This is a genomic window from Streptomyces sp. NPDC030021 (genome assembly GCF_055574035.1).
Genome location: NZ_JBVIAH010000004.1, coordinates 19448 through 40762, shown reverse-complemented (window position 1 = coordinate 40762; position 21315 = coordinate 19448). Strand labels below are relative to the sequence as shown.

Genomic DNA, 21315 nt, shown 5'->3' with positions numbered 1-21315 from the left:
CCCTTCGGAGCCCGGGTGGAGACCCCCGTTTTGCCCGCCCCGAATGGCGCAGTGAGCGGAAGTGACACTCAATGTAACAAAGCGTGCGCTTCCCATGACGCACGATGACCGGCGCGCGATTGCGTAGACCCGCGCGTCGGCGAACGGAGCTTTCCATGAATGACCCCATACCCCTCGCGGCGGAACAGCACGAAGACCGCCACGGGGCCCCCGACCCCATAGCACCGGACGAGCCGGCCACGCCGCCCATGCGGACCCTGCTGGAGACGGCGGCCACCTGCCGTCCGGTCGAGGAGGTCACCGCACTCGTAAGCCTCCTGAAGGAGGGCGGTCCGCTGCCCGACGCCGGACACGACGCGCTGGGCACGGCCGCCGTGACCCGACCGGTGCAGGACGTACGACGGATGGTCGCCCTCCTGGGCGAGTCGCCGCACGAGGTGGCCGAGGCGGACCTCACGCTGCGCGCCGCCGCCGTCGGACGGTCCATCGAGGACGTCGCCCTGCTGGTGACCGTCCTCGGCAAGGAGGACGCGGCCGAGGCGGAGCGCCGGGGCCGTGCCGGGTCCGCCGGTCCGGCCGACCCGTACGCCGCCCCGTCCGACCCGCACGCGGAGCCCTCCGCCGAGCCTTGCGCGGAGCCGTGCGAGGAGAGGTACGAGGAGCCGTACGAGCCGCAGCCGCGGTACCCGGAGCTGTACGACGCCCCGTACCCGGAGCCGCCCCGGCGCACCGCTCCGCTGGACCCGCCCGCCGCGTCCCGCGCGCGGGCGCTGCGCCGCGTCCTGCGCTGGCCCGTGGCGATCGCCCTGCTGGTCAGCGGGGCCCTGCACCTGCCGAACGACCTGACGGCCCTGCGGTACGCGGCTCCCGTCGACTACCTGCCCCTCCTCGTCACCGTGCTCTGCCTGGTGAGCGGCGCGCTGGTGGCGCTCCGGGACACCACGGCCGTGTGGCGGGCGGGCGCGGCCACCGCGCTCGGCGTGGTCGCCCTGCACGTGCTGGGCGGATCGCTGGGGTACGACCCGCTGGCGGGCGCGGTGGGCGGCACCCTGGCCTGGGCCGATGTCACCGTCGTGCTGTGCGCGGCGGTCGGCGCGGTCCTCGCCGGCCTGGCCCTGAGGAACCGCCGGGAGCCCTCGGCCTGAGCGGCCGCGGGCTCCACCGGAGCGGCACCCCGCGCCCCGTGCGCGGGGTGCCGCTCCGTTCGCGGTCGGGCGCGATCCTTCGCTGTCGTTCCCTGCCGTTCGCTGCCGTTCGCGGTCGGCGCGGTCACGCGAGCAGGTTCACCGCCCGGGTGAACACGCGGGGGAGCCGGGCGGCCAGCGGGACGATCCGTGGCGCGAGCCGCGGCTGGTGACGGGCCCACAGCAGGGACGCGGTGAGCGTGCGGTAGCTGCGCGACAGGTCCCGCCAGGCCTGCTCGTAGGCCTGCGGACGCCCCGCCCGGACGCACCGCACCAGCTCGCCCGCCGCCGTCACGGCCAGGGTGAGTCCCTCACCGGTCAGCGCGTCCACGTACCCGGCCGCGTCCCCCACGAACAGCACGCGCCCCGCCACCCGTACGCGGGCTCCCTGGCGCAGCGGCCCGGCCCCGCGCACCGGCGTTCCCGCCGCCGCGGCCAGGCGCGCCGACAGCACCGGGAAGCGGGCCAGCTGTACGTCGAACGGGGCCTGGTCGGAGGTCAGGACGGCCACGCCGATCCGGTCGGGAGCCAGCGGGGTGACGTAGGCCTCGCACCGCGCCGACCAGTGCACCTCGACGAGGTCGCTCCACGGTTCGACGGCGTAGTGGCGGCGCAGCCCGTAGCGTGCCGGGCGGCGGGGCGCGAGCGGCGCCGACAGGCCGAGCCCGCGCCGGACGGGGGAGTGCAGGCCGTCCGCAGCCACCAGGTAGCGGGCGGTGAGCCCGGCCGCGCCGACCTGGTGGACGTCCTGGCGCACCTGGCCGACGCGCCCGGGGAGCACCCGTACGCCGAGCCGCGCGGCGCGCTCGGCCAGCGCGGCCTGAAGTTCCGTGCGCCGGGCGCCGAGCCCCGGGCCGGACCGGAAGAGCCCCTCGGCGCGGTGGCCGCTCTCGGCGTCGACGTAGCGGATGCCGCGGAACGGCTGCCCGGCCACGGTGACGCCCAGCTCCCGGAGGCGGCGTACGCCCCCCGGCATCAGGCCCTCCCCGCAGGCCTTGTCGATGGGGGTGGGCCTCGGTTCCACGACCACCACCTCAAGGCCGGCGAGCGCGCCGTGGATGGCGGTGGCCAGTCCGGCCGGGCCGCCGCCCGCGATCAGCAGATCGATCACGAGGCGGCGCCCGCCGAGTGGACGGAGGCGGGCGCCCGCAGCCGGCCGCCGTCGGTGAGGGCGGCGTCCTCGCAGCCGATCCGTACGCGCAGCAGCACCAGATTGAGCACGGTGAAGCCGAGCGCCGTCATCCACGCGCTGTGCACCAGCGGCAGCGCGACGCCCTCCGCGACCACCGCCACGTAGTTGGGGTGGCGAAGCAGCCGGTACGGTCCCGCCTCCACCAGCGGCAGCCCGGGAACGACCAGCACCCGGGTGTTCCAGCGCTTCCCGAGGGTGGCGATGCACCACCAGCGAAGGCTCTGGGCGGCCACGGCACAGGCGAGGGCCGACCAGCCGAGCAGGGGGATGAACGGCCGCCCCGTCACCCAGGGTTCCACCACGCAGCCCACGAGCAGCGCGGTGTGCAGGGCGACCATGGCCGGGTAGTGGCCGCGGCCGTACTCGCGGCCGCCGCGGGCCAGGCTCCACGCGGTGTGGCGGCGGGCCGTGATCAGCTCGGCGAGCCGCTCGGCGGCGACGAGCCCGATCAGCAGCAGGTACAGGGTCAGGGAGGTGGGGGCGGTCAGGGCGGCGTTCGAGATCATCGGGGTCACCAGCGCAGGAGGACGAGTTCGGAGGCGAAGCCCGGACCGAGGCCGAGCATCAGCCCGACCGATCCGGGCGGGGGCGGTCCCGCGCTCTGGACGCCGTCCAGGATGTGCAGGACCGAGGCGGAGGAGAGGTTGCCCACGGCCGCGAGCGAGCGCCGGCTCGCGGCGAAGGCCGATTCCGGCAGCGCGAGGGCGTCCGAGAGCGTGTCGAGGATCTTCGGGCCGCCGGGATGGCAGATCCACGCGTCGACGTCCGCGGGCTTGAGGTCGTGCGCGGCGAGGAAGGACTCGACCTCCTCGGCCACGTGCAGCCTGACCAGGTCCGGGAGTTCGCGGCCCAGCACCATGCGCATCCCCCAGTGGCCGATGTCCCAGCCGAGGAGGTGCTCGGTGCCCGGGTACAGGCGGCTGCGGGCGGCGACCACCTCGGGTCCGGCGCCGGTGGCGTGCAGGGGATGGTCGCGGCCCACCGCCACCAGGGCGCCCGCGCCGTCGCCGAACAGGGCTCCGGCCACCAGGTTCGCCATCGAGGCGTCGGTGGACTGGAGGGTGAGCGAGCAGAGCTCGGTGGACAGCAGCAGGGCCGCGTGGCCGCTGCGGCCCGCCAGATGGTCGTGGACATGGCCCACTCCGGCGGCGCCGGCCGCGCAGCCGAGGCCGAAGAGCGGTACCCGCCGTACGTCGGGACGCAGGCCCGCGCGGGTGGCGAGACGGGCCTCCAGCGAGGGCGTCGCGAGCCCGGTCACCGTGGTCGACATGACCAGGTCGACCTCCTGGGCCGCCAGGCCGGCGTCGGAGAGGGCGAGTTCGAGGGCCCGGGTGCCGAGCTCCAGGGCCGTCTCGATGAAGAGGGCGTTCGTCGCGCCGAAGTCGTTCCCCGGACCGTACCGCTCCAGCGGCAGCGCGAGATGTCGGCTGTCCACACGCACCGAGCCGTGGACGCGGCGCAGCAGGGCGGTGTCGGAGCCCGGTGGCAGGAAGCGGGCGAGCGCTTCCGTGATCTCGGACTGGGGGTGGCGATGGGGCGGGAACACGCTGCGCACTGCCAGAACACGTGTCATTCGTTCACCATAGAAAACAACTGACACATCGTTATGAATCAGGCGAACCGGGCGCGGCGCCGCGTAGCGTGTCGCCGTGCCCGCGCGAACCACGCAGACCCGCGAGAACACCGGAGTCACCGGGACCGCAGCGCCCGGCGCCGGCCCCGGCCCCGGCGCCGTACGCGGCCTGGCCGCCGCGTGCCACCCGCTGCCCGCGGCCGCCGTGACGCTCTTCGCCGCCGCCCTGACGGCCGCCGCGGGGCAGGGCCCGGCACGGGCGGCCGTCACCGTGGGCGCGGTGGCCGCCGGACAGCTGTCGGTGGGGTGGTGCAACGACCGGGCCGACCTGCGGCGCGACCTGGCCACGGGCCGACGGGACAAACCGCTCGTCGCCGGTACGGTCACGGCCGCTGCCGTGACCCTGGCCGCGGCCGTGTCGCTGCTGCTCTGCGTCCCGCTGTCCCTGGCCGGCGGAGCGCTCGCCGGCACCGCACACCTCGTCGGCGTGGCGGCCGCCTGGGCCTACAACCTCCGGCTGAAGAGCACGGCCGCCTCCTGGGTCCCGTACGCCCTGGCCTTCGGCCTGCTGCCCGCCTTCGTCACCCTGGGCCTGCCCGGCGCCCCCTGGCCGCCCCCCTGGCTCACGGCCGCCGCGGGCCTCCTCGGCGCGGGCGCGCACTTCGCCAATGTGCTGCCCGACATCGAGGACGACCTGGCCACCGGAGTGACGGGGCTGCCGCAGCGGCTGGGCCTGCGGGTCTCGGCCGCCCTGGCCGGGCTGCTCGTCCTCGGCTCGACCGCCACCCTGGTCGTCGGACCACCGGGGCGGGTGACGGCGTACGGCTGGACGCTGCTCGCCGCGACCACGACGGGACTGCTCCTCGCGGCCCGCCGGCCCGCCGGAAGGCTTCCGTTCCTCGCCACGATGGCGGTGGCCGGAGCCGATGTGATCCTGCTGGTCGTCGAACTCCGCCCGTGAAGCCGCCCCGGACGCCCGCCCGGGACCCGGGGAGACGGCCTACGGGGTGCCGGGAAGCCGGACCGTGACGAGGAGACCGGGCCAGCACGGCGCCGGCGGCGTTGACCAGGACGTCGTCCACGGAGGACACCCGATCCAGCCGCAGGACGTCGAAGCAGCCGTGCCACCGCCCGGCCATGCACGCCGGAGCGGACATCGGGAGCGGCCGCCGTACGACGTAGGCGGCGCCCGCCAGGCCGAGGACCGCCGGGCCGAAGAGCACGATCGCGCGCGTGCGGCGGGGCGGTCCGGACAGGGGTGCGTCGTGGTTCATGCCGACATTGCAGGCGGAGGGACGTTGCGGTGGCGTACGAGGTTTTCGATACGCCCGCGATACGCGACATGCGGTACCTGCTCGGCCGCGGACCCCGACGGGAGTCCGTCAGGGCATCTCCCGGGTGCGGGTCCAGGCCAGGAGCGCGTCCGCCGGCCAGGTGTTGATGACGCGCCCGGCCGGAACCTCGCACTCCACGGCCCTTTCGCAGCCGACGATCTGCCAGTCCAGCTGGCCCGGGGCGTGCGCGTCCGTGTCGATCGCGAAGAAGGTGCCGGCCGCTACGGCGAGGCGCAGCAGCCGCCGGGGCGGGTCCAGCCGCTCGGGCCGGCTGTTGATCTCCACGGCGGTACCGCTCTGTGCGCAGGCCGCGAAGACCGCCTCGGCGTCGAACCGCGACTCCGGCCGGGTCCGGCCGGTGACCAGCCGCCCCGTGCAGTGGCCCAGCACGTCCATCAGCGGGTTGCGCACGGCCGCCAGCAGCCGCCGGGTCATCGCCGGCGAGTCCATCCGCAGCTTCGAGTGCACCGAGCCGACGACCAGGTCGAGCTGTTCCAGCAGCTCCGGCTCCTGGTCCAGGGCCCCGTCGTCGAGGATGTCGCACTCGATTCCGGTGAGCAGCCGGAAGGGCGCCCAGGTGTCGTTGAGCTCGGCCACCACCCGCAACTGCTCGCGCAGCCGCTCCGGGGAGAGCCCCCGCGCTACGGTCAGGCGTGGCGAGTGGTCGGTCAGTACGGCCCAGTCATGGCCCAGCGCGGCCGCAGCCCGCCCCATCGCCTCGATCGGACTGCCGCCGTCGGACCAGTCGGAGTGCACGTGGCAGTCCCCGCGGAGAGCCTCCCGCAGCGCGGTGGCGGCGGGCGTGACCGGCGGCCCTTCGGGGAGCGCGGCGATCTCGTCCTCCAGCGCCTGCAGATAGGCCGGGACGGCGCCGCCGTGTGCCTCCCGTACGACCTGGGCCGTTTTGGGGCCGATGCCCGTCACGGCCTCCAGGGAGCCGGCGGCGACCCGCTCCGCCACCTCGCTCTCGCCCATCCGCGTGACCGCGGCCGCCGCGGACCGGAAGGCGCGCACCCGGTACGTGGGGGCCTGCGCACGCTCCAGCAGGAAGGCGATCCGGTCCAGCGCCGCAACCGGGTCCATCGCGCACCTCCTGCCCGCTGCCCCACCGCCCCGCCACCCGCCTCCCGGACCCAGTGTCCGGTGCGGGAGGCCGCTACGCCTCTCCGGCCTCCCGGGGCACGGCGGCGTCGAGGGCGGCGGTGAGGCGGTTCAGCCGGGCCTGGAGGTCGAGGACCTCGGTGAGCTCGAAGCCGGTCGCGGCCGCGATCCGCCGGGGCACCTCCACCGCGCGGACGCGCAGCGCGGCGCCCTCCTCGGTCAGGTGGGCGTGCACGGACCGCTCGTCCTCGGTGCTGCGCTCGCGGCGTACCAGTCCCGCCGCCTCCAGCCGCTTGAGCAGCGGAGACAGCGTTCCGGAGTCCAGCCGCAGGTGCTGCCCGATCTCCTTGACCGGCATCTCGCCGTGCTCCCACAGCACCAGCATCACCAGGTACTGGGGGTAGGTGAGCCCCAGATCCTTGAGGACGACGCGGTAGAGGCCGCCGAAGGCGCGGCTCGCCGCGTTCAGCGCGAAGCAGATCTGGCCGTCGAGGCGCAGGAAGTCCTGGTCGGCGTGGGTCGCGGTGGGCTGCTCGGTCATGACGCCCAGTGTACCCGGGGCAGACTTGCGAGGCATTGAATTGTGCACAACTGAATTGTGTGCTCTAGTGGTGGAGCGCGGCCGACCACCGGCCGCCACCACGGTTCATTTCTGCGAGAGGACCTCTCATGGACGCGCTCTACACCGCTGTCGCCACCGCCAACGGCCGCGAGGGCCGTACCGTCAGCTCCGACGGTCAGATCGACCTCGCCCTCGCGATGCCCCCGGCGCTCGGCGGCAACGGGCAGGGCACCAACCCCGAGCAGCTCTTCGCGGCCGGCTACGCCGCGTGCTTCGCCAGCGCGCTCGGTCTGGTGGGCCGCCAGGCCAAGGCCGACACCAGCGAGGTCTCGGTCACCGCGGAGGTCTCCATCGGCAAGGACGGCGCCGGCTTCGGCCTCGGCGTCACCCTGCGCGTCGAGCTCCCGGAGTCCCTGGCCGGCGAGACGGGCGCCCTGCTGGTCAAGCAGGCCCACGAAGTCTGCCCGTACTCCCGCGCCACCCGCGGCAACATCGACGTGGACCTCGTGATCGAGTAAAGATGCCGGACACCTGGCGGGCGGCCACCATGGAAGGGCATTCACTTCCACGGGGCCGCACGCCAGGAGGCGTCAGTGGCGCACACCTACGCAACGGACGTCCTGGTCGCCGGCGCCGGCCCGGTCGGGCTGACCGCCGCCGCGGAGCTCCGCAGACGGGGTGTCACCTGCCGGATCGTCGACCGGCTGCCGGCCAGGCTGCCGTTCGCGAAAGCCGTCGGCATCCAGCCGCGCACGCTGGAGGTATGGGACCGCATGGGGGTGGTCCGCGCCGCGCTGGAGGCGGCCGTCCCGATGCGGGGGCAGTTCCTCTACGTCAACGGCGTCGAGAAGGCCCGCACCGAGCTCTCCCTGCCGCCCGAAGTGCCCTACGGATTCGCGGCGCTGCCGCAGTACGAGACCGAGCGCATCCTGGACGAGTTCCTGGGCCGCTTCGGAACGGCCGTCGAACGAGGCACCGAACTCGTGTCGTTCACCCAGGACGCCGACGGGGTGACCTGCCGGCTGCAGACTCCGTCCGGGGCGGAGGAAGAGCTGCGCACCCGGTACCTGGTGGGCTGCGACGGCGCGCACAGTATCGTCCGCAAAGGGCTCGGCCTCACCTTCGAGGGCGGGGCCTTCGCCGAGGAGTACATGCTCGCCGACGTACGCGTCGACTGGGACCTGCCGCCCGGGTACAACCTGCGCGCCATGCACCTGAACGACGACGGCGCGGTCGACGACGTGCTCGTCTGCATCCCGCTGCCCGGCCGGGGCCGGTACCGGATGTCGATGATGGTGCCGCCCGAACTCTCCGCCGCACGGCAGGACGCGACCGCCTCCGACGGCATCACCCATGGCCTGCAGAGCGGCCGGGGACCCGGACTCGCCGACATCCAGACTGTCCTGGACCGGCTCTCACCGCAGCCGACCACCGCCTTCGACATCCGCTGGACCTCGGTGTTCCGCATCAGCCACCGGATCGTGGACCGCTACGGCGACGGCCGGGTCTTCGTCGCCGGGGACGCGGCCCACATCCACCCGCCGACCGGCGCCCAGGGCATGAACACCGGCATCCAGGACGCCTGGAACCTGGCCTGGAAGCTTGCCCTGGCCTGCGCGGGCGCGGCCCACCCCGGCCTGCTCGCCGGCTACGACGCCGAGCGCCGGCCCGTCGGCGAGGAAGTCGTCGGCCGCACCGTACGGCACGCCGTCGAGGGAATGGAGAACGACCCCGACGACCCGGCGACGGTGATGATGCGCGAGGCCCAACTCCTCGTCGGCTACCGGGGAAGCCCGACCGTGGACCCGGCCGGCGAGGGCCGGGGCCCCCGGCCCGGCGACCGGGCACCCGACTGCGCGGGCCTCACCGGGCCCGGCACCGCCTACCCGATGCGCCTGTACGACGTCCTGCGCGAGCGGGACCACGTACTGCTGCTCTACGGAGCCGCGTTCGGCCCCGGGTCCGCAACCGGGTCGGGCCTCGACGCACTCGTCCGGACGGCCCGGGAGTCCTCGGGCGGCCGGATGGAGGTCCGCCTGGTCCTCGCGGCGGAAGCGGCCGCCGACGCCGACGCGCACGCCGTCATCGAGGCCGACGGGACGACCCTGCCGGTCTACGCCGACACCCGGGGCGAGTTCGCCCGCCTCTACGCGGCCGAGGAGCCCACGGCCTTCGTGATCCGACCGGACGGATACCTCGGCGCCCGGCTCCCGCTCTCCCCACCCGACCCGCATCAGCTGGCCGCCCACCTCGCGGCCGTCTTCGCCGCGCCCCCGCCGAACTGATCCGTCAGGCCTGGGCACCGGCCCGGGCGGCCTCGCGGCGCTGTCGCTTGCCCAGCGGGGCCAGCGACATGTCCTGGGCCTGCGACCTCAGCTGCTTGAAGCCGTACCCGCGCTCGTCCAGCCAGCTCTCCGCCGCCAGCTCCGCCCGGGCCGTCGCGTCGAGGATGTCCTCCTCGGCCTCACCCGTGTCCACGAAGCGGAAGGTGAAGAAGGGGCGGGCCGCGAGGTCGTACGTGAGGTGCCCCTCGGCGGTGAACTCCGCACGCAGCATGTCGTGCTCGGGCGCGGCTGCGAGTAGCTCGGCCGTCTGGTCGTCGGTCAGACCGTCGAACGAGCCGCGGACGGTGATACGGAAGGTACGGGTAGCACTCATCCCCGGAGCGTAGATCGGCTACCGCGCCCCCTGCATCCGGATATCCGCCGGTCCGCCCGCCCGCCACCTCGCGGACGGCCGCGCGCAGGACCGCGCGGGGCCGCGGACACCGCACGGACACCCCGAAAGCCCCGGCCGGGAGCCCGTTTTGGATTGCCGGACGATCCTCAATACGATCCGGCGATGATCACAAGAAAACGGCTTGCGGTCGGGGCGTGCGGCCTGCTCGCCGCCCTGGCCGTCGGGCTCTTCCCGGCGAGCGCCACCGCCGCCGACGAACCGACGGCGAAGGAACCCCCCAAGGTCGACCTCGTCCTCGACGTGAGCGGCTCCATGCGGGCCAACGACATCGACGGACAGACCCGCATGGCCGCGGCCAAGCAGGCCTTCAACGAGGTCATCGACGCGGTCCCGGCCGAGGTACGCCTCGGCATACGGACCCTGGGGGCCAACTACCCGGGGGACGACCGGGCCCTCGGCTGCAAGGACACCAAGCAGCTCTACGCGGTCGGCCCCCTCGACCGGACCGAGGCGAAGACCGCGGTGGCGACCCTCGCCCCCACCGGCTGGACGCCGATCGGCCCGGCCCTGCTCGGCGCGGCCCAGGACCTGGAGGGCGGCAACGGATCCAAGCGGATCGTGCTCATCACGGACGGCGAGGACACCTGCGCCCCGCTCGACCCGTGCGAAGTGGCGCGCGACATCGCCGCCAAGGGCATCCACCTGGTCATCGACACCCTCGGCCTGGTCCCGGACGCCAAGACCCGGGCCCAGCTGACCTGCATCGCCGAGGCCACCGGTGGCACCTACACCTCGGTGCAGCACAAGGCGGACCTCTCCGGCAGAGTGAAACAACTCGTCGACCGGGCCGCGGACCCGGTCGTCAACCCGGTGGCTACCGAGGGCGCGAAGCAGTGCGAGGGCGCCCCCCAGCTGAAGGCCGGCCTCTACAGCGACCGCGAGACCTTCGGCGAACACCGCTGGTACCGGGTCGACGTCCTCCCGGGGCAGGAACTGCGCGCCTCGGTCAGCATCGGCGCCGACCGCGCCGTCAACAACGACTACGGCGTCCTGCTGCGCGCCACCACCGTCCACGGGCGCGAGATCGTGCGCGGCTCGGAGGCGGGTGACGGGCGTACCGACGTCCTCTCGACCGGCCTGCGCTACCCGAAGGCCGAGATCGACGGCCAGGACTCGGACGCCAAGCCCGTGCCGGAGACCGTCTGCCTCCAGGTGAGCAACTCCTTCTCCGCTCCCGCCTCCGTCAAGACGACCCCGGGCATGCCCGTCGAGCTGACCATCGACCTGGTGGACGGACCCGACGAGGCCTCCGACGTCGCCGCGTTCGGCCTCGGGCGGGGCTGGTGGCTGCTGGCCGTGCTGGCGCTCGCCGGGCTGCTGGCCGGTCTGGTGTGGGGATGGACCTCCCGCTGGCACATCTCCGTCTGGAGGACCAACTGATGCGTAGAGTAGGCACACTGACCGCGTCCCTGCTGGCCGCGGCCGCTGCCCTCACGGTGGCGGGTACGGCCGTGGGCACGGCCGTCGCGGACACGCCCTCGCCGAGCACCAGCACGAGTGCGAGCGCGAGCCCGGGCGGGGGCGGGTCCAACGCCGAATCCGCCCCGACCGAGGCCGGCACCAGCTTCCGCACCGCAGCGGCGTTCCGCCCTGGTCAGAAGGCCACGGCCGGCGCGTCCAGCGGCGACTACCTCTACTGGGTGGTGCCGATCGACGCGCAGCAGCGCGCCACGGTGAAGGCCGCCGTCACCCTGCCCGATGCGGCGGCCCGGCACGGCTCCTCGACCTGGCAGCTCGACGTGTACGACGGACTGCGCCGCCGGCAGGCCTGCACCTACGGCACGCAGACCGCGGCCGCGGCGAAGGAAGCCGCCACGGTCGAACTGTCCTGCACCCTGCGCACCGTACGCGCCGGCGCCGAGCCGTGGGCCAACGATCCGCTGCCGGGCAGCTACTACGTACGCCTGACGGTCGTCGACCAGCCGGACGAGGACAAGGGCCTGCCGGTGCGCGCGGCCGTCGAGGCCGAGGTGAAGGAGACCGGCGGCGTTCAGGCCGTGGACGGCGCCCTCTCCACCCCGCTGGTCGCGGGCACCGTGACCGCCACCCTGCGCGAGCCGGAGGACGGCTGGTCCGGCGGCTGGTGGACGGACCGCTGGATCTGGACCGCCGCGGGCGGCGTGCTCGCCGCCCTCGGGGGCATCCTCGGGTACTCCCTGACGCGCGGCGCGGGCCGCCCGTCCAGGGTCCCGCCGGGCGCCTGAGAAACGGGGAGGCCGTGGCCCGCGGGCCACGGCCTCCCCTCACTCGTCCGCGATTCAGCGGCCGCGGGTGAGCCGGGTCCCGAACGAGGGCTCGGCCAGCGCGCCCTTGACCGCGACGGGCACGCTCTTGGCCCCCTCCCCGTTGCCGACCGTCAGCACGGCCACCTCGGAACCGGCCTTCGCGGTGTGCGGGAGCGGTCCGGCATCGGAGGTGCGGGCGAGGGACAGCTTCAGCTTCTGTCCCGGGACGCCGATCACGTTCAGGTCCTTGGTGGCCACCAGCGGCGTACGGCCGCCGAGCCCGTCGTCCACATGGCCCACGACGTCGCCCTTGCGGATCACCGGGGCCGACGCGAGCGCCGTCCGTACCCCCTCGATGATCGTCTTGCTGTTCGCCAGCACCAGCTTCAGGCTGTTCGCTCCGTCCTCGTCCGGCCCGTCCACATGCTGGTCCATCAACGTGCCGAGGATCAACTGGTCCTTGCCATCGATCGACTTGTAGGCCGCCCACATCAGGGCCCCGCCGGCGGGCGTGCTGGAACCGGTCTTGATCCCCCGGATGCTGAGCCCCTGGGAGGTGAGCAGGATGTTGTTGTTCTCGAGCCGCGTGGACAACCCCTTGATGCTGGCGTTCGGGAGCGCGACGATTGAGCGGAACACCTCGTCCTTCATGACGGCCTCGGCGAGCTTCAGCTGATCGGCGGCGGTGCTGACGGTGCCCGAGTCCAGACCGCTGGGGTCCGTGTACGTGGTGTTCGTCATCCCGAGCTCCTTGGCGGCGGCGTTCATCTTCGCGACGAACGCGGCCTCGGAGTCGGTGCCGGTGTCCCAGCGCGCCAGCAGGCGCGCGGCGTTGTTGCCCGAGGGGATCATGAGCATCTTGAGCACGTCCTGCTGGCTGAACTTCTGCCCGACGGTCAGACCCTCGACGCGGGACTCGTGGTCGGAGTTGCCGTCCGCCACGGTCTTCGCGTCGATCGTGATGTCCGGACCCGGGTCGGCCTTGCGCAGCGGGTGGCCCTTGAGGATCACGTAGGCCGTCATCACCTTGGCGACGCTGGCCGTCGGGACGGGCTTCTGCTCGCCGAACGTGCCGATGTCGCCGGAGCCAGAGATGCGAACGGCGCCCTGGCCCTTGGCGGGCCACGGGACGGAGAACTGCCCGTCGATGGTGCGGTCGGTCTCGGCGGCGACGAGCTGCGGGGCGGGCAGGGGGCGCAGCAGCTGGGCGCCGGCCCCGGCGCCCACGAGGAGCAGCAGGATCGGCGTCCATATCTTGACGCGGCGCAGCGCGGTCCGGCGCGGGGTCTCCGCCGGGGCAGGGGTGTTGGTGAGCTCGGCCAGCAGATCGAGCGGAGGCAGGGGAGCGGCGGGAGTCGGCGCGGCGACCTTGGCTTCGGCGGGCCGCGGCTGAGCCCGCGGCGCGACGGGGGCGGGCAGGTCGACGTCCTTGAGCGCGACGAACTGGCTCGTCCGCTCGGGGTCCGGCTCCACCTCCCGAGCCCAGGAGGGAGCCTTCCGCGGGGCGTCCGGTTCGGCGGGCTTCTTCTTGGGCAGGACGATGAGCATCGTCTCGTCGGACGGGGCTTCGCCCCCGGTCCCGGCCTCGTGCGCCTTCGTCTCGGCTTCGCCAGCGGCCCGCCACTCGTCGGCCTCGGGCCCGGCGCCGGCCTGGTCCTGTGCGACGGGTTCGCCGTCGCCGTCGCTACCGCCGGTGTCAGCTTCGCCCTCGGAGTCGGCCCCCGCTTCCGCATCCGCCTCGGAGCGGTCCGTGACGTCCGGCTCGGGGTGGGCTTCGCCGAGGGATCCGGCATCGGCTTCGCCTGCGTGCTCGGCCTCGGCCTCCGGCTCGGAGGACCCGGGCTCGGACTCGGCCTCGTGGTCGGCTTCCGCCTCGGGTGCGGTGTCCGTTTCGGTGCGGGCTTCGCCCGGGAGTTCGGCGTCGGTTTCGCCCTCGGGTTCGGCTTCCGTGCTGGTGTCGGCTTCGCCCGCGCGCTCCGGCTCGGCTTCCGCCTTGGGCTCGGCCTTGGGTTCGGCTGCGGCCTTGAGATCGGCGTCCGTCTCGGGGTGGGGCTCGCCGGGGAGTTCGGTGTCGGCTTCGCCCGCGCGCTCGGACTCAGCCTCCGCCTCGGCTTCGCCTGCGTGCTCGGCCTCGGCCTCCGGCTCGGAGGACCCCGGCTCGGACTCGGCCTCGTGGTCGGCTTCCGCCTCGGGTGCGGTGTCCGTGTCGGTGCGGGCTTCGCCGGGGAGTTCGGTGTCGGCTTCGCCCGCGCGCTCGGACTCAGCCTCCGCCTCGGCTTCGCCTGCGTGCTCCGCCTCGGCCTCCGACTCGGAGGACCCCGGCTCGGACTCGGCCTCGTGGTCGGCTTCCGCCTCGGGTGCGGTGTCCGTGTCGGTGCGGGCTTCGCCCGGGAGTTCGGCGTCGGCTTCGCCCGCACGGTCGGACTCGGCTGCGGCCTCCGCCTTGGAGGACCCGGGCTCGGCCTCGCCCGGGGAGTCGGATTCGGGCTCGGCGTCGGCCTCGCCCTGCGGCTCGGTCTGGGGGGCGGCTTCGCCCCCGGGCTCCGCGTCCGCCTCGGCGACGGCGTCGCCCTCCGGCTCCGCCCGGCCCTCGCTCTCGGCGCCGGCTTCGGCCTCCGCCGTCGCCTTGGGCTCCCCCTCCAGGACGGTGGTCTCTGCCTCGATCTCCGGGTCGTCCGAGGAACCGCCCGCCACCGTTACCGCCTTCATCCCAGCCCCGCCTTGCTGCTCACATCATGCCGATACGACCGGCGAGGCCCCAGAGGGCCTCGCCGCACTGCCAGATGCCCCCGGTACCCCACCCGTTCCATCCGCTGGATCTTGTGACCGTTCGGTCATATTCGCTGAGTACGCCTACTCATGACCCCGCCCGCCCCACCGGCCGACCATGGGACACATCGCACCGCACCACCACCTCACCGTCCGAACGGGGTCGTCCATGCTCAGCCGAATCGCCGCCGCCCTCGTACCCGCCTTCGGGCGGCTGACCGTCACCGCCGACCCCGGGGACCGCCCCGCCCCCGGCGCCATCCTGGTCGCCAACCACACCTCCCTCGCCGACCCGGCCGTCGTGGTCGCCGCACTGCGCCGGTACGGGATCGAGCCGGTCATCCTGGCCACCAGCGGCCTCTGGCGGGTACCGCTGCTCGGCTCCGCGCTCCGCCGCGAAGGCCACATCGCCGTCCACCGCGGAACCGCCCGCGCCGCCGACTCCCTCGATGCGGCGGCCGTCGCCCTCGCCTCGGGCCGCAGCGTGCTGCTCTACGGCGAAGGCCGGCTGCCCGTGTGCCGCGACGCGGGGGAGACGGCCCCCGGCCCCTTCCGTAGCGGCCTGGCCCGGCTCGCCGCCGCGACGGGCGCCCCGGTCGTGCCCGTCGGCCAGGCGGGTGCCCGCCGCCTCTGCTCCGGGAGCGGCGCCAAGCAGCTCGTCGGCGTCTTCACCGCCCCGCTGCGCAGGCCCTGCTTCCACGTTCACATCGGCTCGCCGCTGCACCTGCCCGACCGGGTGCCGGAGGCTACGGACCGGGCCCGCGAGGCGGTCACGGCCGCCTGGCGCACCGCGGCGTCCGCCCTTGGCGAGGCTGCTCGGGCGTCGGCCTGAGGCCGGCTCCGCGGAGGCGCGCCGTGGCACTGCGCGCTGCCTCGGAGGAAGAAGTTCGGCCCCTCGGACCGTGTCGCCGAGCCCGTCACCGGTCACGGCATGCGACCGTCTCCGCATGACCGAAGGCTCGACACCACACATCTCCTCGGCGCGGATCACCGTACTGGGGGTGCAACCCGGAAACCCGCCCTTCCGCATCGTGGAGGTCGACGGCGAGTTCGTCGGCAGGGCGACGTCGATGACGGACGTGCTCCTGATCGCCGCGGAGGCCGGGATCACGATCCACGACCTCGACGACCTCGAGGTGGTCCGGTGGCTCAGTGGCGGCAAGTTCACCTGGACGATTCCGAGCTAGGCACGGCACTCAGCGGGTGCTGTGCCCGAGGACCACATGGGCCGTGACCTCACCGTCGGCGTCCGTGTCGATGACGGACACCACCACCGGGCTGCTGCCCGTGGGTCCGCCCCCCGTGGCGCGCAGCCGGTAGCGCTCGGTGCGGACGGCCTCGCGGGCGAGCGGTGTGCCACCCGAGAACAGGGACGGCGGTTTGGCGTCGTTGGCGATACGGAAGTCGGCGGGCCGCCAGCTGCCCGAGGCCGGGTCGAAACGCTCCAGCAGGAACCCCGGCCCGACGCCCGCCCCGGCGCCGCCTTCGCCGACCAGGATCTCCATCTGGAAGGCGACCAGCACATGCCGGTACTCGGCGGAGTTGCCGTTCCGCAGGGTGACGGTGAACTCCTGCGGGGCGCCGCCCCGTACGAGGGCGAGCCGACCGCCCCGGGTGTCGACGGCGACCGTGAGCCGGGTCGGAGCCGGGGGAGGCGTCACGGGCCGGGTCACGGTCACGGCCGCGGTCGGGGTCGCCGATGCGGAGGGCCCGGGCGGCGAGGAGGCGGAGGTCGACGGCGAGGCGGAAACCGACACCGAGGCGGACACCGACGCCGACACCTCGGCGGACGGCGAAACCGAGGCCGCTGCCGGGGCCGTGCCGTTCTTGTCCCCGCACGCGGTGGCGCCCGCCAGCAGTACGGCGGTCACGGCCGCCGCGCCCAGTGCGCTGCGGGGGCCTCGGGAAACTGGCATGGGATCGGTCCTCCAGGAGGGTCGGCTTCGCCAGGAAGCTAGCAAGGCGGCGCCCCTGCCGACGAGGTCGATCACGCTTCGAGGCGGCGACGGTTCGGTCACGGTTCCCCTGGGGCCGGTCAGACGCGGAGCGTGGCGGCCAGGACGGTGACCGCGCGCCCGGTGAGGGCGGCGGCGCGGCCCGGCCCCGCCGCCGCGACGATGACCCCGCGCGCCCCGCCGCGCAGGGAAGGGGCCGCGATCGCCGCGAGGCCGGACCACAGGGACCGTACGGCGGCCTCGGGCCGGATACCCCGGGCGTCGGCGAGAACCTCGGGGACCGGAACCTCGGTTCCGGGGGCGGCCGGTAAGTCCACGGGCACGGTCAGGCGGGCTGCCACAGTTCGACCCGGTTGCCCGCAGGATCCGTGACCCAGCCGAAGCGACCGACACCTTCCATGTCCTGCGTCTCCTCGTCCACATCCGCGCCCTTGGCGCGCAGTTGCGCGAGCATCGCATCCAGGTCGCGGACCCGGAAGTTGAGCATGGTCTGCTGGGTTCGGGAGCCGAAGTAGTCGGTCTCGGACTCGAACGGCGCGAACACCGTCGGGCCGGCGCCCTGCTGCCACAGGCCGTGCTCGTCGGCGTCCAGGCCCAGGCAGTCGCGGTACCACGCACCGAGGGCCGCCGGGTCGGCCGCCCGCATGAAATACCCGCCGATTCCAAGCACACGTTCCATGCCGCCATGCTGCCAGGACGGCCACCCGGCGGGCGGGCACCACACCCACGCCCGCCCGACGCCCACGAGTCCCTCGCGGGTGAACGCGTCAGCCCAGCGGCTTCTCGAAGCTGAAGGCGGTCACGGCCATCCGCTCGCGGAAGTAGAAGCGGTGCGCGTCGGTCCGCTGGGTGCCGGATTCCAGCGTGAGAGCGGTGCAGCCGGCGGCCAGGGCGTGCTGCTCCAAGTGCGCGAGCAGCTCGTGGCCCACGCCGGTGGAACGGGTGGCCGCGGCGGTCACCAGGTCGTCGACGTAGAGCGAGCGGAGCGCCGAGGTGTTGACGACGATCCGCCAGCCGGCCGCGCCCACGCACCGGCCGTCCGCGTCGTAGGCGGCGGTGAAGCGCAGCCCCTGGCCGTGCCCCTCCGTGAGGATCCTGAGGAACAGCTCCTCGGTGAGGTGGGGACGCAGTTCGAGCAGCACGGGGAGCAGGTCGGCGGTGAGTCGGGGATCGCCGGGCTCAAGGTCGATGATCTTCATACGATGAGCCTACTGGGCCGTACGGGACGGCCCTGGGCCGAAGCCGTCGCGCGCGGCCGCGGCCGACGTGTCGAAATGGGAAGGACGGCTCCGACGTCCCCTGCGAAAGGCTCCTGATACCGATACCGATACCGATCCGCTTTCCGATCCCGGTCCCGGAGCCGCCGCGCAGCACAGAAGGAGTGGCACCCCATGAAGTACATGCTGATGGTTCTCGGCAAGCAGGCCGACTACGACGCCATGGGCGGCGCCGCGAACAGCGACAGCCCCGGATGGTCCGCAGCGGACCTCAAGGCGATGTTCGACTACATGGGCGCCCTCAACGACGACCTCGCCGAGTCGGGCGAGTGGGTCGACGGGCAGGGCCTGGCCGACCCCCGCCACGCCCGCCTGGTCACCGCGGCCGCCGACGGCACCCCCGTGATCTCCGACGGGCCGTACGGGGAGGCCAAGGAGGTGCTCGCCGGGTACTGGATCGTCGACGTCGCGGACTTCGACCGCGCCGCCGAGATCGCCGCTCGCGCCTACGCCTGCCCGGTGCCGGAAGGCGCACCCAGCTACCCGGTCGTCGTCCACCCCGTCGACAGCCGCTCGGGGACCGAGATGTGCTGACCGGATCTGGCTCCGGCCCCGAACGCGCACCCGCGAGCGAGGACCTGCTGCGCCGACTGGCGCCGCAGGTTCTCGGAGCGCTCGTCCGCCGTTACGGTCACTTCGACGCGGCCGAGGACGCCGTGCAGGAGGCCCTGCTCGCCGCCGCCCGGCAGTGGCCCGAGGAGGGCCGCCCGGCCAACCCGCGCGGCTGGCTGATCCGTGTCGCGTCCCGCCGGCTCACCGACCAGCTGCGCAGCGAGGAGGCGCGCAGGCGCCGCGAGGAGACGGCCGCCGCGCTGACCCCGCGCGACGAGCTCGTCGCTCCGCCGCCGGGGGAGGGTCGGGCCCCCACCGAGGACGACACGCTCGCCCTGCTCTTCCTCTGCTGCCGGGCCGAACTGCCTCCCGCCGGCCGGATCGCCCTCACCCTGCGGGCCGTCGGCGGCCTCACCACCGCGGAGATCGCCCGCGCCCTGCTGGTGCCCGAGGCCACGATGGCCCAGCGGATCAGCCGGGCGAAACGGCGCGTCAAGGCCTCCGAGGCCCCGTTCGGCATCAGGCCCGAAGGCACCGACGGCACCGACGGCACGGACGCCACCGACGGCTCCGCCGGCACCCATGGCACCGACGGGACCGCCCCGGAAGCGGCCGAGGACCGTGCCGCACGGCTCGCCGACGTGCTCCACGTGCTCTACCTGATCTTCAACGAGGGCTACACCGCCACCTCGGGCAGCGATCTGCAGCGCGCCGACCTCGCCGCCGAGGCGATCCGCCTCACCCGCGCCGTCCACGCGCAGCTCCCCGCCGACGGCGAGGTGGCCGGCCTGCTGGCCCTGATGCTGCTCACCGACGCCCGCCGCACTGCCCGCACCACACCCGACGGCGACCTGATCCCCCTTGCCGAGCAGGACCGCACGCGCTGGGACCGCGCGGCCATCGCCGAAGGGGTCGCCCTGGTCAGCGACGCCCTCACCCACGCGCCGCTGGGCCCGTACCAGCTGCGCGCCGCGATCGCGGCCGTGCACGACGAGGCGGCGAGCGACGAGGACACCGACTGGGCGGAGATCCTCGCCCTGTACGAGCTGCTGATCCGCCTGGTCCCCGGCCCCGTGGAGCGCCTGGGCCACGCGGTCGCGGTGGCCATGGTGCACGGGCCGCGGCCGGCCCTGGCCCTGCTCGCGGACCTGGACGAGGACGAGCGCCTGGCCGGCCACCACCGGCTCGAAGCCGTACGGGCCCACCTGCTGGAGATGGCGGGCGAGCGTGCGGCGGCGCGGGCCGCCTACGCGAAGGCCGCCGGTCTCACGCTCAGCGTTCCGGAGCGCCGCTACCTCCGGTTCCGGGCCGCCCGGCTCGCGGAATGAGCGTGCGGAGCCCCGCTCCGGGCGTCCGCATGACGGACACGGTCCACCGTTGTCAGAGGTGCCGCCTACTCTTGATCACGTGAGCCCGACCTCTGACGATCACCCCGTCCCCGAACGTTCCCTCGCCGAGATCAACGCCGACATCCGCTGCCTCTTCGCACGCGCCGAGGGCCGCCTCTCCGACGCGGAGCGGATCCGCCACGCCGCCCTGCTGGGCGAGTGGGCCTCGGCGATACGCGCGTCGGTGGTCCCGGCCGCGTAGCGGTCCCGCCCCGGTCGTGTCGGACCGATGAATCCGGCGGCCGGCGGCAGTCTCCTCTACGAGCATCCGCACGTACGAGAAGCGAGAAGGTGGACCATGAGCGACCTGCGCAGTCTCCTGGAGACCCACGTCGGTGACGGATCACTGCCCGGCGCGGTGGCCCTGGTGGCACACGGCGATGACGTCGAGGTCGCCGCCGTCGGCTCCCTCGACACGGCCGGCACCGCACCCATGGCCCGGGACTCCCTCTTCCGGATCGCCTCCGTCACCAAGCCCGTGACCGCCGCGGCCACGATGATGCTGGTCGAGGACGGGCTGCTGGCCCTCGACGTCCCCGTGGCCCGCTGGCTGCCGGAACTCGCGGCGCCGACGGTGGTCCGTACCCCGTCCGCACCGCTCGACGACGTGGTGCCCGCCGACCGTCCGATCACCGTCGCCGACCTCCTCACCTTCCGCGCCGGGTACGGCTTCCCCGCCGACTTCTCGCTGCCCGCCGTCGCCCCGCTGTTCGGCGAGCTGAAGCAGGGGCCGCCCAGGCCGCAGGAGGTGGCGGAGCCGGACGTGTGGATGGCGGCCCTGGGGCGGATCCCGCTCCTCCACCAGCCCGGCGAGGCATGGCTCTACAACACCTGCTCCGACATCCTCGGGGTGCTGATCGCCCGAGCGACCGGACAGCCCTTCCAGGACGTGCTCGCCGAGCGCGTCTTCGAGCCGCTCGGCATGCGGGACACCGCGTTCGCCGTACCGCCGGCGCAGCTCCACCGGTTCACCAGCTACTACCGGGCCGCCCCCGACGGCGGAGCCCTGGAGCTCGTGGACGCGCCCGACGGCGAGTGGAGCACCCTCCCCGCCTTCCCGTCCGGGGCGGGCGGCCTCGTCTCCACCGTCGACGACCTGTACGCCTTCGGCCGGATGCTGCTCGCGGGCGGCGCCTACGGGGGCGGCCGGCGGCTGCTCTCGGCGGACTCGGTACGGCAGATGACCACCGATCACCTCACCGCGCCCCAGCGCGCGGCGGGCACCCTGTTCCTGGAGGGCCAGGGCTGGGGTTTCGGCGGATCGGTCGACGTGGCCCGCCTCGACCCGTGGAACGTACCGGGCCGGTACGGCTGGATCGGCGGCACCGGCACCGCCGCCCACATCGTCCCCGCCACCGGGGCGCTCACCCTGCTCCTCACCCAGCGGGAGCTGGCCGGCCCCGCCTCGCCCGAGGTGATGCGGGAGTTCTGGACCTACGCCGCCACCCGTGCCTGACCACCCCA

Annotated in this window: 23 protein-coding genes; 12 read left to right on the top strand and 11 right to left on the bottom strand. The window is 74.1% G+C overall.

The window, feature by feature from the left end; genetic code table 11:
• Positions 1–155: 155 nt before the first annotated feature.
• Positions 156–1145, top strand: coding sequence for a hypothetical protein (locus ACZ4YL_RS09035; RefSeq protein WP_468114913.1), 990 nt, complete (start codon positions 156–158; stop codon positions 1143–1145).
• 124 nt (positions 1146–1269) lie between these two features.
• Here ACZ4YL_RS09035 and ACZ4YL_RS09030 read toward each other — a convergent pair whose 3' ends face one another.
• Genes ACZ4YL_RS09030 through ACZ4YL_RS09020 form a run of 3 tightly spaced genes read right to left on the bottom strand, consistent with a single transcriptional unit; the run spans position 1270 to position 3949 of the window.
• Entirely contained in the window at positions 1270–2295 is a 1026-nt protein-coding gene (locus ACZ4YL_RS09030) for an NAD(P)/FAD-dependent oxidoreductase (protein WP_468114911.1), read from the bottom strand.
• Positions 2292–2846, bottom strand: a complete 555-nt coding sequence (locus ACZ4YL_RS09025) for an isoprenylcysteine carboxyl methyltransferase family protein (protein WP_468115616.1) — start codon at positions 2844–2846, stop codon at positions 2292–2294. Before ACZ4YL_RS09025 ends, ACZ4YL_RS09030 begins: the two co-directional genes overlap by 4 nt.
• Before the next feature lie 41 nt (positions 2847–2887).
• Positions 2888–3949, bottom strand: a complete 1062-nt coding sequence (locus tag ACZ4YL_RS09020) for a type III polyketide synthase (protein WP_468114909.1) — start codon at positions 3947–3949, stop codon at positions 2888–2890.
• Positions 3950–4025: 76 nt separating this feature from the next.
• On the opposite strand from ACZ4YL_RS09020, the gene ACZ4YL_RS09015 reads away from it, so the two are divergent.
• Positions 4026–4910: a UbiA family prenyltransferase gene (locus ACZ4YL_RS09015; protein ID WP_468114907.1), complete on the top strand. Its 885-nt coding sequence runs from the start codon at positions 4026–4028 to the stop codon at positions 4908–4910.
• A gap of 421 nt (positions 4911–5331) precedes the next feature.
• On the opposite strand, the gene ACZ4YL_RS09010 is transcribed toward ACZ4YL_RS09015, so the two are convergent.
• Both ACZ4YL_RS09010 and ACZ4YL_RS09005 read right to left on the bottom strand, forming a co-directional pair.
• Positions 5332–6366, bottom strand: a complete 1035-nt coding sequence (locus tag ACZ4YL_RS09010) for a PHP domain-containing protein (protein ID WP_468114905.1) — start codon at positions 6364–6366, stop codon at positions 5332–5334.
• A 73-nt stretch (positions 6367–6439) separates the two neighbouring features.
• Positions 6440–6925 carry a MarR family winged helix-turn-helix transcriptional regulator gene (locus ACZ4YL_RS09005; RefSeq protein WP_030771000.1) on the bottom strand — a complete coding sequence of 162 codons (486 nt, stop codon included), beginning with the start codon at positions 6923–6925 and terminating at the stop codon, positions 6440–6442.
• Between the two features lie 128 nt (positions 6926–7053).
• On the opposite strand from ACZ4YL_RS09005, the gene ACZ4YL_RS09000 reads away from it, so the two are divergent.
• Together ACZ4YL_RS09000 and ACZ4YL_RS08995 are read left to right on the top strand one after the other, a co-directional pair.
• A complete protein-coding gene (locus ACZ4YL_RS09000; protein WP_030770995.1) occupies positions 7054–7464 on the top strand; it encodes an organic hydroperoxide resistance protein in 411 nt (136 codons plus the stop codon).
• A 75-nt stretch (positions 7465–7539) separates the two neighbouring features.
• Positions 7540–9231 carry an FAD-dependent monooxygenase gene (locus ACZ4YL_RS08995; RefSeq protein ID WP_468114903.1) on the top strand — a complete coding sequence of 564 codons (1692 nt, stop codon included), beginning with the start codon at positions 7540–7542 and terminating at the stop codon, positions 9229–9231.
• A gap of 4 nt (positions 9232–9235) precedes the next feature.
• Here the strand turns inward: ACZ4YL_RS08995 and ACZ4YL_RS08990 are convergent, their stop codons facing one another.
• The gene (locus ACZ4YL_RS08990) at positions 9236–9604 is read right to left on the bottom strand and encodes a DUF6204 family protein (protein WP_468114901.1); all 369 of its coding nucleotides are present in this window, start codon (positions 9602–9604) and stop codon (positions 9236–9238) included.
• A 183-nt stretch (positions 9605–9787) separates the two neighbouring features.
• Here ACZ4YL_RS08990 and ACZ4YL_RS08985 point away from each other — a divergent pair, with 183 nt between their 5' ends.
• Both ACZ4YL_RS08985 and ACZ4YL_RS08980 read left to right on the top strand, forming a co-directional pair.
• Positions 9788–11065 (top strand): VWA domain-containing protein, encoded by a 1278-nt coding sequence (locus ACZ4YL_RS08985; RefSeq protein ID WP_468114899.1) that lies wholly within the window; start codon positions 9788–9790, stop codon positions 11063–11065.
• Entirely contained in the window at positions 11065–11889 is an 825-nt protein-coding gene (locus tag ACZ4YL_RS08980; protein WP_468114897.1) for a hypothetical protein, read from the top strand. The genes ACZ4YL_RS08985 and ACZ4YL_RS08980 overlap by 1 nt, the downstream gene beginning before the upstream one ends.
• 54 nt (positions 11890–11943) lie before the next feature.
• Here the strand turns inward: ACZ4YL_RS08980 and ACZ4YL_RS08975 are convergent, their stop codons facing one another.
• Positions 11944–14619 (bottom strand): D-alanyl-D-alanine carboxypeptidase family protein, encoded by a 2676-nt coding sequence (locus tag ACZ4YL_RS08975; protein ID WP_468114896.1) that lies wholly within the window; start codon positions 14617–14619, stop codon positions 11944–11946.
• Between the two features lie 229 nt (positions 14620–14848).
• On the opposite strand from ACZ4YL_RS08975, the gene ACZ4YL_RS08970 reads away from it, so the two are divergent.
• The gene (locus ACZ4YL_RS08970) at positions 14849–15511 is read left to right on the top strand and encodes a lysophospholipid acyltransferase family protein (protein ID WP_468114895.1); all 663 of its coding nucleotides are present in this window, start codon (positions 14849–14851) and stop codon (positions 15509–15511) included.
• A 115-nt stretch (positions 15512–15626) separates the two neighbouring features.
• Positions 15627–15866 carry a hypothetical protein gene (locus tag ACZ4YL_RS08965; protein ID WP_468114894.1) on the top strand — a complete coding sequence of 80 codons (240 nt, stop codon included), beginning with the start codon at positions 15627–15629 and terminating at the stop codon, positions 15864–15866.
• Between the two features lie 9 nt (positions 15867–15875).
• On the opposite strand, the gene ACZ4YL_RS08960 is transcribed toward ACZ4YL_RS08965, so the two are convergent.
• From ACZ4YL_RS08960 to ACZ4YL_RS08945, 4 genes are all read right to left on the bottom strand, one after another.
• Positions 15876–16595 carry a hypothetical protein gene (locus ACZ4YL_RS08960; RefSeq protein ID WP_468114893.1) on the bottom strand — a complete coding sequence of 240 codons (720 nt, stop codon included), beginning with the start codon at positions 16593–16595 and terminating at the stop codon, positions 15876–15878.
• A gap of 119 nt (positions 16596–16714) precedes the next feature.
• Entirely contained in the window at positions 16715–16975 is a 261-nt protein-coding gene (locus tag ACZ4YL_RS08955; RefSeq protein ID WP_468114892.1) for a hypothetical protein, read from the bottom strand.
• Positions 16960–17313: a VOC family protein gene (locus ACZ4YL_RS08950; RefSeq protein WP_390799946.1), complete on the bottom strand. Its 354-nt coding sequence runs from the start codon at positions 17311–17313 to the stop codon at positions 16960–16962. The genes ACZ4YL_RS08955 and ACZ4YL_RS08950 overlap by 16 nt, the downstream gene beginning before the upstream one ends.
• Positions 17314–17401: 88 nt before the next feature.
• On the bottom strand, positions 17402–17833 hold the full coding sequence (locus ACZ4YL_RS08945; RefSeq protein ID WP_468114891.1) for a GNAT family N-acetyltransferase: 432 nt from the start codon (positions 17831–17833) through the stop codon (positions 17402–17404).
• A gap of 192 nt (positions 17834–18025) precedes the next feature.
• Between ACZ4YL_RS08945 and ACZ4YL_RS08940 the strand changes: the two genes are divergently transcribed.
• The 4 genes from ACZ4YL_RS08940 to ACZ4YL_RS08925 all read left to right on the top strand — a co-directional run bounded on the left by ACZ4YL_RS08940 (position 18026) and on the right by ACZ4YL_RS08925 (position 21307).
• Positions 18026–18445 carry a YciI family protein gene (locus ACZ4YL_RS08940; protein ID WP_468114889.1) on the top strand — a complete coding sequence of 140 codons (420 nt, stop codon included), beginning with the start codon at positions 18026–18028 and terminating at the stop codon, positions 18443–18445.
• Complete coding sequence (locus ACZ4YL_RS08935; protein WP_468114887.1) at positions 18439–19791, top strand: RNA polymerase sigma factor; 1353 nt, start codon at positions 18439–18441, stop codon at positions 19789–19791. The genes ACZ4YL_RS08940 and ACZ4YL_RS08935 overlap by 7 nt, the downstream gene beginning before the upstream one ends.
• 79 nt (positions 19792–19870) lie before the next feature.
• The gene (locus ACZ4YL_RS08930; RefSeq protein ID WP_468114885.1) at positions 19871–20053 is read left to right on the top strand and encodes a hypothetical protein; all 183 of its coding nucleotides are present in this window, start codon (positions 19871–19873) and stop codon (positions 20051–20053) included.
• A gap of 96 nt (positions 20054–20149) precedes the next feature.
• Positions 20150–21307, top strand: a complete 1158-nt coding sequence (locus ACZ4YL_RS08925) for a serine hydrolase domain-containing protein (RefSeq protein ID WP_468114883.1) — start codon at positions 20150–20152, stop codon at positions 21305–21307.
• Positions 21308–21315: the final 8 nt, after the last annotated feature.

Coding starts and splice junctions, on each gene's coding strand:
- ACZ4YL_RS09035 (WP_468114913.1), top strand. CDS start 156: ATGAATGACCCCATACCCCTCGCGGCGGAACAGCACGAAGACCGCCAC.
- ACZ4YL_RS09020 (WP_468114909.1), bottom strand. CDS start 3,949: ATGACACGTGTTCTGGCAGTGCGCAGCGTGTTCCCGCCCCATCGCCAC.
- ACZ4YL_RS09010 (WP_468114905.1), bottom strand. CDS start 6,366: ATGGACCCGGTTGCGGCGCTGGACCGGATCGCCTTCCTGCTGGAGCGT.
- ACZ4YL_RS09005 (WP_030771000.1), bottom strand. CDS start 6,925: ATGACCGAGCAGCCCACCGCGACCCACGCCGACCAGGACTTCCTGCGC.
- ACZ4YL_RS09000 (WP_030770995.1), top strand. CDS start 7,054: ATGGACGCGCTCTACACCGCTGTCGCCACCGCCAACGGCCGCGAGGGC.
- ACZ4YL_RS08990 (WP_468114901.1), bottom strand. CDS start 9,604: ATGAGTGCTACCCGTACCTTCCGTATCACCGTCCGCGGCTCGTTCGAC.
- ACZ4YL_RS08985 (WP_468114899.1), top strand. CDS start 9,788: ATGATCACAAGAAAACGGCTTGCGGTCGGGGCGTGCGGCCTGCTCGCC.
- ACZ4YL_RS08980 (WP_468114897.1), top strand. CDS start 11,065: ATGCGTAGAGTAGGCACACTGACCGCGTCCCTGCTGGCCGCGGCCGCT.
- ACZ4YL_RS08975 (WP_468114896.1), bottom strand. CDS start 14,619: ATGAAGGCGGTAACGGTGGCGGGCGGTTCCTCGGACGACCCGGAGATC.
- ACZ4YL_RS08970 (WP_468114895.1), top strand. CDS start 14,849: ATGCTCAGCCGAATCGCCGCCGCCCTCGTACCCGCCTTCGGGCGGCTG.
- ACZ4YL_RS08965 (WP_468114894.1), top strand. CDS start 15,627: ATGACCGAAGGCTCGACACCACACATCTCCTCGGCGCGGATCACCGTA.
- ACZ4YL_RS08960 (WP_468114893.1), bottom strand. CDS start 16,595: ATGCCAGTTTCCCGAGGCCCCCGCAGCGCACTGGGCGCGGCGGCCGTG.
- ACZ4YL_RS08950 (WP_390799946.1), bottom strand. CDS start 17,313: ATGGAACGTGTGCTTGGAATCGGCGGGTATTTCATGCGGGCGGCCGAC.
- ACZ4YL_RS08945 (WP_468114891.1), bottom strand. CDS start 17,833: ATGAAGATCATCGACCTTGAGCCCGGCGATCCCCGACTCACCGCCGAC.
- ACZ4YL_RS08940 (WP_468114889.1), top strand. CDS start 18,026: ATGAAGTACATGCTGATGGTTCTCGGCAAGCAGGCCGACTACGACGCC.
- ACZ4YL_RS08925 (WP_468114883.1), top strand. CDS start 20,150: ATGAGCGACCTGCGCAGTCTCCTGGAGACCCACGTCGGTGACGGATCA.